Origin of the sequence: Massilia solisilvae (assembly GCF_024753215.1) — a bacterium.
In the GTDB taxonomy this organism is placed as follows: Bacteria; Pseudomonadota; Gammaproteobacteria; order Burkholderiales; family Burkholderiaceae_D; genus Telluria; species Telluria solisilvae.
In genome coordinates this window covers 353178-367542 of the sequence record NZ_JANUGV010000002.1, presented here as the reverse complement: position 1 = coordinate 367542, position 14365 = coordinate 353178, and the positions used below count along the sequence as shown (strand labels likewise).

Below are 14365 nucleotides of genomic sequence, written 5' to 3'. Positions count from 1 at the left end.
CCACACACCAGTGCAAGAGCAACACGCCTTTCCCTTTCTCCGCGAGATCCTGCTGTTCCTGACCCTCGCCGGCATCCTGATCCCGACACTGCAGCGCCTGCGCATCAACCAGGTGCTGGGCTTCCTCGCCGTTGGCACGCTGGTCGGCCCGTTCGGGCTCGGGCTGCTGGCGCCGCAGGTGCCGCTGCTGGGCTACCTCACCTTCCCCAGCGGCGAAGGCGTCTCCATGCTGGCCGAGCTGGGCGTGCTGTTCCTGATGTTCATGATCGGGCTTGAACTGTCGGCCGCGCGGCTGTGGGCCATGCGGCGCTGGGTGTTCGGCGCGGGCGCGGCGCAGGTGGTGGCCAGCGCCCTGCTCATCGGCGGCGCGGCATGGCTGCTCGGCCAGGACACGGTGGCCTCGATGATCCTGGGCCTGGTGCTGTCGCTCTCGTCCACCGCGGTCGTGATGCAGCTGATGGGCGAGCAGCAGGCCACCGGCACCCGGCTGGGACAGGCCGCGTTCGCGGTGCTGATGCTGCAGGACCTGGCCGTGGTGCCGATCCTGATCCTGATCGGCGCGCTCGGCACCGGCGGCACCGACGGCGTGCTGATGGCCGCGCTGGGCGCCATGCTCAAGGCCGGCGTGGCGATTGCGCTGATCTACCTGGCGGGCGGCCGCGTCATCCATCCGCTGTTTCGCGCGTTCGCACGGCACCGCCAGCCGGACGTGTTCATGGCGCTCATCCTCCTGTCCACCTTTGGCATTGCCAGCCTGTCGGCCATGTTCGGCCTGTCGATGGCGCTGGGCGCGCTGATCGCCGGCCTGCTGCTGGCCGAGACCGAGTTCAAACACGAAGTCGAGCTGATGGTCGAGCCGTTCAAGGGGCTGCTCATGGGGCTGTTCTTCATGAGCGTCGGCATGAACATGGACGCGCGCCAGATAGTGCAGGCGCCGCTCTGGCTGGCAGGCGCGGTGGTCGGTCTGGTGGCGCTCAAGGCCGTCGTGGTCACGCTGTTGTTTCGCATCGGCCGCCTGTCGTGGGGCCGCGCAATCGAGGGCGGCCTGCTGCTGGGCCAGGGCGGTGAATTCGCGTTCATCGTGATCGGCTACGCGGTCACCTCCAAGCTGCTCGACCCCGGCCTGGGTGCGCGCGTGATGCTGGCGGTTGGCCTGTCGCTGTTCATTACGCCGCTCCTGGCGCGCATTGGCCGTTCCATTGGCGAGCGCTGGGAAAGCAAGGAACACGAGGAGGCAGCGCAGCTCGACGACAGCGCGCTCGAAGGCGCGCGCGGGCGCATCATCATCGCCGGCTTCGGTCGCGTGGGCCAGCAGCTGGCCAAGCTGCTCGCCGACCAGGGCATCGAATACGTCGCGTTCGAGAACAATGCCAAGCTCGTGTCGAAACTGCACGCGCAGGGCATCCCGGTCTATTTCGGCAATGCCGCGCGGTCGGAGCTGCTCAAGCGCGTACACGCCGACGAGGCGCCGGCCATCGTGCTCACCATGGACCATCCGGCATCGGCACTGCAGGCAGTGCGCGGTATCCGGCGCGAGTTCCCGCATGTGCGGCTGTTCGTGCGCTCGCGCGACGAGAAGCACGCCCGCGCGCTCAGGCTGGCCGGTGCGTCGGTGGTCGTGCCCGAGACGCTGGAAGCGAGCCTGCAGCTGTCGGCCTTCGTGCTTGAATCGGTGGGGCTGGAGGAACGGCTGGTTGACCGCATCATCAACCAGGAGCGGGCCGCGCATGAGGCGGCCTTGGTGGCGGAGCCTGGCGCAGCGAAGTAGCCAGCGCAATTTGGACGCGTGGGCAGAGAATCTGCCCACCCTACGGCTGATGCTCTCGTAGGGTGGGCAGGTCTCCTGCCCACGCGTTCAAACCAAAGCGCGCTGCGCGGCTTGTATGCCCCACCACGCCGCTTCTTCGAACACGGAAAAGCCGGACAGGTCGGCGTGCGCAAACACGATCGGCCCGTCCGCCTCGCGCAGCGCGCGCAGTCCCGTGTTGGAGCGGAAGCCCGGCAGCGGCGCGGCCATCGCGTGCCCGCGCAGCGTAATGTCCACCCGCTCCACGCACGGCGCGAACTTCCAGCCATAAGCGGTCTTCAGGTCGCGGCTGGCCAGCTCCACCAGCTCGCCAGCCGTGGCCTTCATCAGCCATTTGCGCGCCTGGTCCGGCGTGCGGTCCGACAGCGCCACGTAGGCCGTAAACACCGACTTTTCCGGCGGCGTCACGCGGATGTCCTGGTGGGTTGAGACCACGTAGCCCAGGCCCGGTTCGTCGTACACCACGTTATCCCAGCACAGCGGCATGGCGGGGCGCTCGGCCGGGAACGCCTTCATCAGGAAGTTTGCCACCATCCAGGGCGCATAGCTTGGCATGTGGCGCTTGGCGTCAAAGCCATAGTCGCCAATCGATTCGACCACGCGCGAGGCCACGTACAGCGGCATCGCGCAGATCGCCTTGCGCGCCCTGGCCAGGTAGGTGCGGGGTTTGCCGCCCTCCAGCGTAAAGCACAGGGCCTCCACGCCCTGCCCGGTGCGCTTGAGCGAGACCGCGGTGCCGGCCCTGCGCGGCGCCTTGGCGCGCCGCGCCATCGCCTCGGCCAGCGGCGACAGGCCACCCGGCCACGTGAGCCAGGCGCCGTTACCCGAGTTGGCCGCCTGCCCCCAACGGCTGCAGTAGTAGTGCAGCCCGGCCCAGGCCGAGACCTTGTCATAGCGCGTACCGTAATCGTCGCGGCAGCAGTAATTCAGGTACCAATGCAGCGTGGACGACTTGTACCCTTCCCGTTCCAGCCATTGCTTGAGCGTGATCCCGTCGAGCGCCTGCCACTCGGGGTCGATCGACGACTGGACCGTCGGGAACACGAACGGCCTGCGCCCGTCGGCGCCGCGCAGGCGCCGCAGCCGTTCCACCTCCGCGAAAAAGCGCCGGTGCTCGGCCAGTTCGTGTTCGGGCACGCCTTCGGTCGGGATGAAGCCGTCCTGCCAGCGGCCATTGAGGAGCAGCCGCTCCTCCGGCGCGTGCAGGATGAAGCGCTCGTCGTAGTACGGCTTTTCCGCGAACGGGTCGCGCTGGATGATCCCCAGGTCGAACAAAATCTCGCGCACGTGCGTCGATTCCGGCGACGGCAGCGGCAGGTAGTGCGCGCCCGTTGGGTAGGCATATTCGCCGAAGTGCCCGCCGGCCGCGTTCCCGAACGGTTGCGGCCCGTCGATCATCAGGAAGTCGCGGTGCCCTTCGTGGTTCAGCTTCCACGCCGCCGACAGGCCGCCGATGCCCGAGCCGAGGATCAGCACGTCGGTGCTCACCTCGCCCGACGGCGGCGGCAGCCGGCGCCGGTCGCGCAGGTAGTGGCCCTCGTCGCGGCCGGGATAGGCCACGCTCGCATCGATCTCCTGCCAGCGCAGGAAGCCGGCAGCGCCGGCCAGTCCCGATACCCCCGCCGCCCCGCCCAACGCCAGGAACGAACGCCGGTCCATCAGCGGATCACCTGCCGCCAGTCCTGCTCGAACTCGCGCACCAGCGACTGGGTGTTCAGGCGGTTGGGCTGCATCTGCAGGCGCTGCATGTCGGGCGGGAAGCTGAACATCTCGCGCGTGGTGTCCGCGTTCAGGTAGCGCATCGGCAGCGCATAGCGCTCAGGCGGCGTGTAGCGCGGCTGGGGCGACGCCAGGATGAAGCCCCATTCGCCGAACGAAGGCACGTAGGCGTGGTAGGGCCAGGTCGACAAGCCAACGTCGCGCAGCGTCGCGTCGATGGTCCAGTAGGCGTGCGGCGCAAAGAAGGGCGATGTGGACTGCACCACCACCAGGCCGTTCTGCGACAAGTGCTTTTTCAGCATGCCGAAGAACGGCACCGAATACAGTTTGCCGAGCGCGAAGCTGGACGGGTCCGGGAAGTCCACCACGGCCGCGTCGAACATGCCGTCGCTGTTCTGCAGCCAGACCGCGGCGTCCGCATTGATCACCTTCACGCGCGGATCGGAAAACGAGCCGTGGTTCAGTTTGACCAGTTCCGGCCGGGTGGTGAATGCACGCGTCATCGCAGGATCGAGGTCCACCAGCGTCACCTGCTTGATGTTCGGGTAGCGCAGGATCTCGCGCAGCGCCAGGCCATCGCCGCCGCCCAGCACCAGCACGCTTTTCGCCCATGGCAGCGCGGTGAGCATCGGGTGCACCAGCGCCTCGTGGTAGCGGTATTCGTCGCGCGACGAGAACTGCAGGTTGCCGTTGATGTACAGGCGCAGGTCGTCCTTCCAGCGCGTGATCACGAGCCGCTGGTAAGGGGTGGTGGTCGAGTAGATCACTTCGTCGCCGAACAGGCCATGCTCGCCCCACTCCACCATGTGGTCGGAAGCGACGAACCCGCCGGCCAGCGCGCACAGCACCAGTGCGGCGCGCATCACGCGCCCGGCCGCGTTGGCCAGCTCCCGGCGGAAGGTGTAGAGCGTCCAGAAGGCGACACCCACGTTGAGCATTCCGAACAAAAAGCCGGTGCGCACCAGACCCAGGTATGGCGCCAGCACCAGCGGGAACAGCAGCGACACGGCCAGCGCGCCAAGGTAGTCGAAGGTCAGCACGCGGCTTACCAGCTCGTTGAATTCGGTGCGGCGCGCGTTCAGGGCGCGCATCACCAGCGGCACTTCCATGCCCACCAGCGCGCCGACCATGAACACCAGCACGTACAGCAGCGTGCGAAACGGCGCGGTCATCCACGAAAAGGTCATGAACAGCAGCGCCGCCGACATGCCGCCGATCAGGCCCACGGCCAGTTCGATGTCGATGAAGCGCGCCAACACGTCTTCGTCGCGCACGTACTTGGAGATGTGCGCACCCACGCCCATCGCAAACAGGTAGCAGCCGATAATGGTCGAGAACTGCAGGATCGAGTCGCCCAGCAGGTAGCTCGACAGAGCGCCGGCGATCAGTTCGTAGGCCAGTCCGCAAGATGCGACAACAAATACCGACAGTATGAGAATTCTTTTGGTCATCAATGTTCTTTTGTTCTAAGATGCGGTGCTGTCATTCTGACTATTTCTTTGGAGAATGCCGTGCCCGCCATCCTAAACTATCTGCTGCATCTTTCGACGGCTGCCGCGCTGGTTTTGGCCTTTTTTGTGGTGTACGTACGGATCACGCCGTTCGACGAAGTGCTGCTGGTGCGCCAGGGGAACGGCGCCGCGGCCCTGTCGCTGGGCGGCACCCTGATCGGCTTTTCCGCCACCATTGCCTCGGCGCTGGTGCACACGAGCGACTACTATCAGTTCACCGGCTGGGCGCTGGGCGCCATGCTGGTGCAGGTGCTGGTGTTCGCGGTCACCACCCGGTTGCTGCGCATGTCCAAGGACCAGATCGAAGCAAACAACTGCGCGTTCGGCGGCCTGCTTGGCGCGATCTCGCTGTCGATCGGCCTGGTCAATGCGGGCTGCATATCCTGACCCAACAACACCCTTTCACGGAGAACCATCATGTCCCTAGGCTCTTTCATCAAGAAGCAGTTCATCGACGTCATCCAGTGGAACGAGGACACGGATGGCGTGCTGGCGTGGCGCTACCCGATGCAGGACTTCGAGATCCAGAATGGCGCGGTGCTCAACGTGCGCGAGTCGCAAATCGCGGTGTTCGTCAACGAGGGTAAGTTCGCCGACGTGTTCGGCCCCGGCACCTACAAGCTCACCACCCAAACGCTGCCGGTGCTGACCAACCTGCAGAACTGGGACAAGCTGTTCGAGTCGCCGTTCAAGTCGGACGTGTACTTCTTCAGCACCCGCGTGCAGACCGGCCGCAAGTGGGGCACGCCGCAGCCGATCACGATCCGCGACAAGGATTTCGACATGATCCGCGTGCGCGCCTTCGGCATGTATTCGTACCGCATCGCCGATCCACGCAAGTTCTTCACCGAGATCAGCGGCACGCGCGAGGCGTACACGCGCGACCAGGCCGAAGAGCAGCTGCGCGGCATCCTGATGGCGACCATGGCCAACTCGCTGGGCGCGTCGCAAATCCCGTTCCTGGACATGGCGGCCAATCAGGCGCTGATGGCGCAGCAGGTGCGCGGCGACCTGGCCAGCGCGTTCGAGCGCTACGGCATCGGCCTTGACGAATTCAACGTGCAGAGCGTGAGCCTGCCGGAAGAGCTGCAGTCGGCGCTGGACGAACGCATCTCGGCCGGCATGAAGGGCGGCCTGTCGGCGGACAAGATGGGCGGCTTCACGCAATTCCAGGTAGCCAGCAGCATTCCGCTCGCGGCGCAGAACGAGGGCGGTCTGGCCGGCATCGGCGCCGGCGTGGGCGCAGGCATGGCGGTGGGCCAGATGATGGCGCAGGGACTGTCCGGCGCGTTCGCCCAGCCGCAGCCGGCCAGCGTGCCCGCGGCCGCCGAATCGATCGAGGATCGGTTGGCCAAGCTGAAAGGCTTGCTGGACAAGGGACTGATCACCGCCGCCGACTACGACAGCACCAAGGCCGAACTGCTCAAGAAGCTGATCGGGTAAGCGCGCCTTGCAGAACGTCTCCTGTCCCAGCTGCGGCGCGCCGGTCGAATTCAAGTCGCACGCTTCCGTCATGGCCGTGTGCGACTACTGCCGCGCGGTGGTCGTCAAGGAGGGCGATGCGGTCGCCAGCCAGGGCAAGATGTCGCAGGTGCTGGAGGACTACTCGCGCATCCAGATCGGCACCACCGGCGTGTTCGGGCGGCGCGACTTCACCGTGGTCGGCCGCATCCAGCTTCGCTACGCCGCCGGAATGTGGAACGAATGGTTCCTCATGTTCGGCGACGGCGCCACTGGCTGGCTGGGCGATTCGTCGGGCCTGTACGTGATTACCACCGAGCGCGAGGCCGGCGCCGCGTCTCCGGAATTCCACGACGTCCGCCCCGGTCGCGAATACACGCTGGGCATGGGCCGCTTCGTCGCATCCGAAAAGCGCGTGGCGCAATGCATCGGCGGCCAGGGCGAGCTGCCGTTCAAGGTAGGCGAAGGCTGGCAGGCCCGCGTGGCGGACTTTCGCAGCGGCGCGCAGTTTGTCACGCTGGATTATTCGGACGGCGAGCAGCCAGTGGTGTATGCGGGCAGCGCCGTCACGCTCGAGCAGCTGCAGTGCCAGCTGCTGCGCGACGATGAACAGATCAAGGCCAGCGCGGGCAAGTACCGCGGCCGGGTGGAAACGCTGGAGTGCCCCTCGTGCGGCACCGCGATCGGCTACCTGCCGGGCGTGACCGCGAGCGTGGTGTGCCAGAGCTGCCATGCGCAGCTGGACGCCGCCAGCCCGCAGGTGCAGGTGCTGGCCAAGGGAGAGCAGCTCGAACGCGTGCGTTTCACGCTGCCGCTTGGCGCCAAGGCGACGATCCATGGTTACCCGTACCAGGTCATCGGTGCGATGCGGCGCAGCGATGACGAATCGAGCAGCTGGACGGAGTATCTGCTGTACAGCACCAACGCATCGTTTTTCTGGCTGGTTGAAACCGACGAGGGCTGGTCGCGTGCCAAGGTGATGGACACCTGGCCTGAGCCGGGCCGCTTCGATGCCGGCGAGGTCGTCTGCGACAAGGTGGAATTCAGCCGCAAGTACGCCTACACCGCGCGCGTGGACTATGCGGCGGGCGCGTTCAACTGGCGCGTTGCCAAGGGCGACCTCGTGCGCGTCGTCGAATACGAGCGGGGCGCGAACCGCCTGGCGGCCGAGCGCACGGACGAGGAGCTCACCTGGTCGCAATCGACCCCGGTGGCGTTCGACCAGATCCGCACCTGGTTCGGCAACGCGGCGCCAGGGCTGGCCGCGCAAGCGCCCAAGCCCGCGCGGTCGCACAAGACGGTGGCGCATGCCTTCATCTGGTGGCTGCTTGCGGCGAACGCGATCCCGCTGATCTTCAATTTCTCCGGCACGATCGGGTGGGTGCTGCTCGGGATCGTTGCATTGCTCATCCCACCCGGCTTTATCACAGGCGACGATTAACAGGATATGAAAAGAAGCTTCTTCGTCTATGCAATCGTGGTCACCGCGTTCTCCACCATCATGAGCTGGACCAACCTGGTCAGCGCATCCTCGGGTGGCGGAGGCAGCAACTGGAGCTCGCATTCGCGCGGCGGCTACAGCGGCGGCTGGTCCGGCGGCGGTGGCCACAAGTGAACCGCGACTTTCGTCCGGCCGGACAGCACCTGCTGGCTGACCTGCAAGGCATCGAGACGGCACTGCTGCAGGACCCAAGCCGGATCGACGACCTGCTGCGCGCGGCTGCGCTGGCGGCCGGCGCACGCGTCCTGCACGGCCACTTCCACACCTTCGGCGAAGGCATGGGCGTGACCGGCGTGCTGCTGCTGGCCGAATCGCACATCTCCATCCACACCTGGCCCGAGAGCCGCTTTGCCGCCGTCGACATCTTCATGTGCGGCCAGGCGCAGCCCGAGCGCGCGCTCCAGGTCATCGACCAGGTCCTGCAACCGCTTGCGCGAAACGTGAGAATCGTCGAGCGCGGCCAGCTATAATCGCCCGCAGTTTTCGATACTGCGGCAACGACGACCATGACCAATCCTGCTTCCACTTCGCCCAAGGCACTGGGCCATATTCGCGTGCTCGACCTGTCGCGCGTGCTGGCCGGGCCCTGGTGCTCGCAAAACCTGGCCGACCTCGGCGCGGACGTGATCAAGATCGAGCGTCCCGGCAGCGGCGACGACACGCGCGCGTGGGGCCCGCCGTACGCCAGGGATGCCGAGGGCCGCGACACCAGCGAGGCGGCATACTACTTGTCCGCCAACCGCGGCAAGCGTTCGGTCACGGTGGACATCGCCTCGGCCGAGGGGCAGGCACTGGTGCGCGAGCTGGCGCGCCATTGCGACGTCGTGCTCGAGAATTTCAAGGTCGGACACCTGAAGCGCTACGGGCTCGATTACGCGTCGCTCAAGGCCATCAAGCCCGACCTGGTGTACTGCTCGATCACCGGCTTCGGACAGGACGGGCCGTACGCGCACCGCGCGGGGTATGACTTCCTCATCCAGGGCATGGGCGGATTGATGTCCGTGACCGGCGAGCGCGACGACCTGCCGGGCGGCGGCCCGCAAAAGGTGGGCGTGGCGCTCACCGACCTCATGACCGGCATGTACGCGACCATTGCGGTGCTGGCCGCCCTCACCCACCGCGACCGCAGCGGCGAGGGCCAGCACATCGACATGGCGCTGCTCGACACGCAGGTGGCGATGCTGGCCAACGTGGGCAGCAACTACCTCAACAGCGGCAAGCCGCCCAAGCGCTGGGGCAATGCGCACCCCAACATCGTCCCGTACCAGACCTTCGCCTGTGCAGACGGCCACATCATCGTCGCGACCGGCAACGACGGCCAGTACCAGAAATTCGTCGAGGCGGGCGGGCGGCCCGAGCTGGCGCGCGACCCGCGCTTTGCCACCAACCCCTTGCGCGTGCAGAACCGCGACGAGCTGGTGCCGATGTTGGCCGAGATGGTACGCTCGCGCCGGCGTGACGAATGGATCGAGATGCTGGAGGCGGTGGGCGTGCCGTGCGGGCCGATCAACGACGTGGGCGAGGTGTTCGCCAACCCGCAGGTGCAGGCGCGCGGGGTGGCGATCGAACTGCCCCACCCGGCCGCCGGCAAGGTCAAGCTGGTGCGCAGCCCGATGAAGATGTCGGCCACGCCCGCAACCAGCGACAAGGCGCCGCCGATGCTCGGCCAGCACACGGACGAAGTGCTGCGCGAGGTGCTGGGCAAGGACGCCGCGCAAATCGACGCGCTGCGCGCCAAGGGCGTCGTCTGACGATCCCGGCGCGCGCCGGGACGACAGCTCAGTGCAGTTTATGCTTGAAGTCGGACAGCTCGCTGTGCACGCGCGTGACCACCGCTTCGAGGTGGGCCGGCATGTGCGACGAGCTGCGCGACAGGCGCTTGACCTCGTCGCCCATCGCTTCCAGGCTGTCCACGCACTCGGTGATGCGCTGCTGGTCGTTTGACTGGATCACGCCTTCCGCCTGCTTGGACTCGCGCGCCAGTTTGGAAATGCAGTCCCTCACCTCGTTCGGCGTGTCCGTCGAATCCTTGCATGCTTTCTCGGCCTCGACGATGGTTTGCTGCAGGTGACTGAACCGCTGCTGGATTTCGGCTTGTTGCAACATGCTTGCCTCCATGGTCTGTTGGATAAAGTTTGATCCGCCGACGCGGCCAAAGTTGCAATCGTAGGGTGGGCAGGTTTCCTGCCCACCCGTTCAACAGACGCGGCCGAGCCACGCGGGCGTTTGTTGAACGCGTGGGCGGGAGACCCGCCCACCCTACGGCCGGGCCTCTTGTGGATTCAGTGGCGGCACGCTGCGCAGCCGCAGCGCAAGCAGCAGGGCCACCACGAGCACGGCCGACAGCAGCGCGACCACGCCGGGCCAGCCGCCATGCGACCACAGATAGCCCGAGATCCAGCCTACCACGCTGGAACCAAGGTAGTACAGGAACAGGTATATTGCCGAGGCCAGCGCCTGCGGCGCCTGCGCGCGCCGGCCAACCCAGCTGCTCGCCACCGAGTGCGACGCGAAAAAGCCGAAGGTGAACAGGCCCATGCCAGCCACGATCATCCACAGGTTGTCGAACAGCGTCAGCAGCAGGCCGGCGAGCATCACCGACATCACCATCCACAGCACGTTGCGGCGCCCGAGCCGGTCCGCCAGCCGCCCTGCCCACACCGACGAGAAGATGCCGAGCAGGTACAGGACCGACAGCGCGCCCACCGCACTTTGGCGCATCGAAAACGGCGGCGCCAGCAGGCGGTAGCCGATGTAGTTGTACATGCTGACCATCGCACCCATCAGCAGGAACGCGAGCGAGAACAGCAGCGGCAGCCCGGCGTCGAACAGGTGCGTGCGCAGGCCGCCAAGCAGGGCGCCCATGCCGCGCGCGCCCGGGCGGAAGTTGCGCGAAGCCGGCAGGCTGCGCCAGAACTCGAAGGCGGCGTACAGCCCAGCCAGTCCCATCGCCGCCAGCGCGACGCGCCATGAATAGAAGTCGCTGATGAACGAGGCGATCACCCGGCCCAGCATGCCGCCGAAAGCACTGCCGCCGATGTAGGTGCCCATCGCCAGGCCCAGCGACCTGCCGTCGATTTCTTCGCTCAGGTAGGCCATCGCCACGGCGGGCATGCCGGCGATGAGCAGGCCGAGCAAGGCGCGCAGCGCCAGCAACTGCGCATAGTCCCGGGCGAAGGCGGCCGCCAGCGTCAATACGGCGCCACTGAGCATGGATGCCGCCATGATGGGCTTGCGGCCGAAGCGGTCCGAGATGACGCTCGACGCGAGCAGCGCGACGGCGAGCGTGCCGGTGGACAGCGACAGTACCAGGCTGCTTTGCGCGGGAGTGAGGTCAAAGTCGCGGGCCAGCAGCGGCATCAGCGGCTGCACGCAGTACAGGAGGGCGAAGGTGGAGAACCCGCCGAAGGCCATGGCCCGGTTGATGCGCTTGAAATCGGGGGTGTCGGCAACGATTGGGGAGTGCTGCATGAATATCCTGGCAATGAGCAGGACATGATACGCTGAACCGGGCGGGGCTGCAGGGGAGCAAGTAGTGTTAGCGCAAGAACCGTCGTTCCCGCGCAGGCGGGAACCCATGCTGAGCGTCCTGACACGCGTTCTATGGGTTCCCGCCTGCGCGGGAACGACGGCTTCAGGTCAGCGCTTGCACTCTATCCCCGAGGGTATCAAGGATAATCCGCCTCGATCTCGGACCCTGCGTAGTTTTCCAGCTCGGTCCACAGCTGTTTGATCGACGCCCTGGTGTACAGCTTTTGCAGCACCGTGCAGTTCTCGCGGTAGGTGGCGATGCGCTCGGCGATGATCGGCTGGTGCGGCGCCGGAATGTGCTCCATCAGCTCGGCCCAGCCGGCCTGGAAATCCGGCTTGTGCTTGCGTACCGACGCAACGAAGCGCTCGAACTCCTTCTGCCCCGCGCGGGCGACGATGCGCCCTCCTCCTTCAGCTGCAAAGATGATCGCCAGCGCGATCACGCCTTCCGCGTTCAGGTCCGGATCCTTGACCGGCCCTTCGGCGTGGTGCCGGCGCAGCCACCGGGCCGCATCCACGATCGCCTGCACCTGCTGCCGCTGCTTGAGCTGGCCGAGGTAGCGCTCATAGCCGGACCAGGTCTCGGCCGGATCGGCGGTGCAGATGTCCACGAACAGCTCCTTGAGCCGCCGCTGCGAATACACCGGGTCGTTGTCGTACTCGCCCACCAGCGTATCCTCGGGCATGGCCGCCAGTTCGCGAATCAGCCGGAAGCCCGCCTGGAACGCCTGCTCGGCGCCGTTCTCGATCAGGTAGTCGAGCGCGGCCATATCGTCCTCGCCCTGCACTGCATGCTCAAGGCCAAGCGACACGCCGCCGATGGTGAGCAGCTGCGCGCGCTGGATGCCCTCGGCGGTGCGGTCGTTGGTGAACTTCTCCGCCACCATCGCCGTGATCCCGGCAAGCTCCTCGGCCAGGATCGCCGCTTCTTCCTCGTCGGCGTTGCCCGGCATGAGCTTGATGGCGCGGATCAGGCGCGGCAGCTTTTCAATGACTATTGCTGGAAGCATGCGTTGGTATCGGTCCTGTTACGAGAAGATGTCCGTGCCCATGCTCTTGCGCGCGCCGCGGCGCGGGGCCGAGCGCACCGAAGGCACCTGCTTGCGCAGCCGGTACAGCAGCTCGCGCGTGGTGCGCTGCATGTGCTTGGGCTCCTCGTCCGGGTCGTCCGAAAATTCGGCATCGGCCAGGTCGGCGCTGTGGCGGAACTCCGGGAACAGCTCGATCAGCGAACGCTCCCAGCCATCTTCGCTGGCCTTGGCCAGTTCCAGCGCCAGCGGCACGATGTCGCTGTCGGAGCTGGTCTGGCCCGTGGTGTATGGCCCCTTGGCGATGATTTCGCCCGCCACCTCGAGGATCTCCCTGGGCGCGAGCGACCACAGGATCGCGAACACGGTGGCGCCATGGTCGGTCGCGGAGGCCTCCGCCAGCAGCTCGTGGCGGCGCTCGATGTCGTCGGTGCCGAACACGATGCCGTGCACGTGGTTGAACAGCCCTTCGGCGATGCGCTCGGGGTCGTCCTCGATCATGTCGTCCGGCCAGGTGGCGGCCATGTAGGCCAGGCTGTCGGCCCATGCCTTGGGCGGCACCAGCAGCGTGGCGAGCGAAGTCTTGGAACCGTCAAAGCCCGCCAGGTGCAGGGCGGTCACGTGCGGCGGCAGCGTCGAGAGCACTTCGGCAACCGCGTAGTCGCCCTGCGCGTCGGCCGCTTGCGACAGCGCTTCCTCGGCGTGCTGCAGCGAGCCGGAGAGCACCAGCTCGCTCACCTGCTTGGTCAGCGCCGGCAGGTAGGTCTTGTCGTCGTCGCTCATTCCTTGTCTCCTTCAGGATCAAACATCTGCATGAACTCGTCCGAGGCGGCGCCCTCCTCTTCGTCCTCGTCGCCTTCGTCGCCCTCTGCCAGCTGGTCGAGCGACTGGTCGTCGTCTTCCCAGCGGTTCTGGTTCTTGTACAGGAATGCGGTGATGATCGCCTTGCGCGCCAGTTCCGGGTATTCGCTGGTGATGGCGTCGTACAGGGCAGCGCCATCGTCGCCATCGCACTGCGCCATCGCGAACACGCGCTCGGGGTCAATACCTTCGTAGTCGGCCGCTTCGCGCACCAGTCCCTTGGGGTCGAGGAAGCGCAGGCGGTCAACCAGCGCAAAGCTCATCATGTTCACGTCGTCGATGCCGCCGCCTTGCGTGTATTCGGAGACGAGCGCATCGACCATGCGCTGGTAGTTGCGGCGGTCGGGCGGGTCGCCCAGCACGCCTTCGATCTGGCCTTCCAGTTCGCGCGACTGGTAGGCGAACTCGGGATGTACTCTCTTCATGGGTAGCTTCTTGAATTTTGAATGCCGGCCATTACGGCGCCAGCGTGACGCCGTGCAGCGCGAACAGCGAGCGCCACAGTTCGTATGCCTCGCCCGCCGCGTCCAGCACGATGCGATGGTTCACGCTCTGGTCGTACTCGGCGCGTTTGGCCGAATCGGACAGGATCTCGTAGGCCTTGGTGACCGCCTTGAAACGCGCTTCCGCGCCCGGGGCCTGGTTGCGGTCCGGGTGGTAGCGCATCGCGAGCGAGCGGTACACCTTCTTGATTTCGTCATCGCTGGCGTTCGGCGCGACGCCGAGGATCGCGTATAGGTTTTCCAATTGGAACTCTCCGGCTTGGGCCGAAACTGGGGAAAAGCGGGATTATCCTACAGAAAACGCCGGGATGTCTCGTGCGAGCCCCAAGCCCGTACCCCGTCGTCCCGGAGCACGCCGGGACCCATACGCAGTTGACAGTACCGGGATCGCTCGCGCTGGCACGGTGCGAGCTCGGCATGGGTCCCGGCCTGCGCCGGGACGA

Annotated in this window: 15 protein-coding genes; 7 read left to right on the top strand and 8 right to left on the bottom strand. The window is 66.4% G+C overall.

Translation table 11 applies throughout. The annotated features are described in order from the left end of the window. The first annotated feature begins 10 nt into the window (after positions 1-10). Positions 11-1768: a cation:proton antiporter domain-containing protein gene (locus NX773_RS09830; RefSeq protein ID WP_258856159.1), complete on the top strand. Its 1758-nt coding sequence runs from the start codon at positions 11-13 to the stop codon at positions 1766-1768. Between the two features lie 87 nt (positions 1769-1855). Here NX773_RS09830 and NX773_RS09825 read toward each other — a convergent pair whose 3' ends face one another. Together NX773_RS09825 and NX773_RS09820 are read right to left on the bottom strand one after the other, a co-directional pair. Then, on the bottom strand, positions 1856-3466 hold the full coding sequence (locus tag NX773_RS09825; protein ID WP_258856158.1) for an NAD(P)-binding protein: 1611 nt from the start codon (positions 3464-3466) through the stop codon (positions 1856-1858). Continuing rightward, entirely contained in the window at positions 3466-4977 is a 1512-nt protein-coding gene (locus NX773_RS09820) for a polyamine aminopropyltransferase (protein WP_258856157.1), read from the bottom strand. The genes NX773_RS09825 and NX773_RS09820 overlap by 1 nt, the downstream gene beginning before the upstream one ends. 60 nt (positions 4978-5037) lie before the next feature. Here NX773_RS09820 and NX773_RS09815 point away from each other — a divergent pair, with 60 nt between their 5' ends. The 6 genes from NX773_RS09815 to NX773_RS09790 are packed head-to-tail and all read left to right on the top strand — an operon-like array spanning position 5038 to position 9750. Further along, entirely contained in the window at positions 5038-5424 is a 387-nt protein-coding gene (locus tag NX773_RS09815) for a DUF350 domain-containing protein (protein WP_258856156.1), read from the top strand. Between the two features lie 30 nt (positions 5425-5454). Further along, positions 5455-6480 carry an SPFH domain-containing protein gene (locus tag NX773_RS09810; protein ID WP_258856155.1) on the top strand — a complete coding sequence of 342 codons (1026 nt, stop codon included), beginning with the start codon at positions 5455-5457 and terminating at the stop codon, positions 6478-6480. A gap of 7 nt (positions 6481-6487) precedes the next feature. After that, on the top strand, positions 6488-7939 hold the full coding sequence (locus tag NX773_RS09805; RefSeq protein WP_258856154.1) for a DUF4178 domain-containing protein: 1452 nt from the start codon (positions 6488-6490) through the stop codon (positions 7937-7939). A gap of 6 nt (positions 7940-7945) precedes the next feature. Next, positions 7946-8113 (top strand): hypothetical protein, encoded by a 168-nt coding sequence (locus tag NX773_RS09800; RefSeq protein WP_258856153.1) that lies wholly within the window; start codon positions 7946-7948, stop codon positions 8111-8113. Next, the gene (gene speD, locus NX773_RS09795) at positions 8110-8469 is read left to right on the top strand and encodes an adenosylmethionine decarboxylase (protein WP_258856152.1); all 360 of its coding nucleotides are present in this window, start codon (positions 8110-8112) and stop codon (positions 8467-8469) included. The genes NX773_RS09800 and speD overlap by 4 nt, the downstream gene beginning before the upstream one ends. 36 nt (positions 8470-8505) lie before the next feature. Next, positions 8506-9750, top strand: coding sequence for a CaiB/BaiF CoA transferase family protein (locus NX773_RS09790; RefSeq protein ID WP_258856151.1), 1245 nt, complete (start codon positions 8506-8508; stop codon positions 9748-9750). A 28-nt stretch (positions 9751-9778) separates the two neighbouring features. Here NX773_RS09790 and NX773_RS09785 read toward each other — a convergent pair whose 3' ends face one another. The 6 genes from NX773_RS09785 to NX773_RS09760 form a co-directional block, all read right to left on the bottom strand. Next, positions 9779-10105, bottom strand: coding sequence for a hypothetical protein (locus NX773_RS09785; RefSeq protein WP_258856150.1), 327 nt, complete (start codon positions 10103-10105; stop codon positions 9779-9781). 153 nt (positions 10106-10258) lie between these two features. Continuing rightward, entirely contained in the window at positions 10259-11578 is a 1320-nt protein-coding gene (locus tag NX773_RS09780; protein WP_441295327.1) for an MFS transporter, read from the bottom strand. An 89-nt stretch (positions 11579-11667) separates the two neighbouring features. After that, positions 11668-12540 carry a hypothetical protein gene (locus NX773_RS09775; protein WP_258856148.1) on the bottom strand — a complete coding sequence of 291 codons (873 nt, stop codon included), beginning with the start codon at positions 12538-12540 and terminating at the stop codon, positions 11668-11670. 18 nt (positions 12541-12558) lie between these two features. Then, a complete protein-coding gene (locus NX773_RS09770; protein ID WP_258856147.1) occupies positions 12559-13341 on the bottom strand; it encodes a hypothetical protein in 783 nt (260 codons plus the stop codon). Beyond that, on the bottom strand, positions 13338-13844 hold the full coding sequence (locus tag NX773_RS09765; protein WP_258856146.1) for a hypothetical protein: 507 nt from the start codon (positions 13842-13844) through the stop codon (positions 13338-13340). Before NX773_RS09765 ends, NX773_RS09770 begins: the two co-directional genes overlap by 4 nt. Positions 13845-13875: 31 nt before the next feature. Further along, positions 13876-14166 (bottom strand): DnaJ domain-containing protein, encoded by a 291-nt coding sequence (locus NX773_RS09760; RefSeq protein ID WP_258856145.1) that lies wholly within the window; start codon positions 14164-14166, stop codon positions 13876-13878. Between the last annotated feature and the right edge of the window lie 199 nt (positions 14167-14365).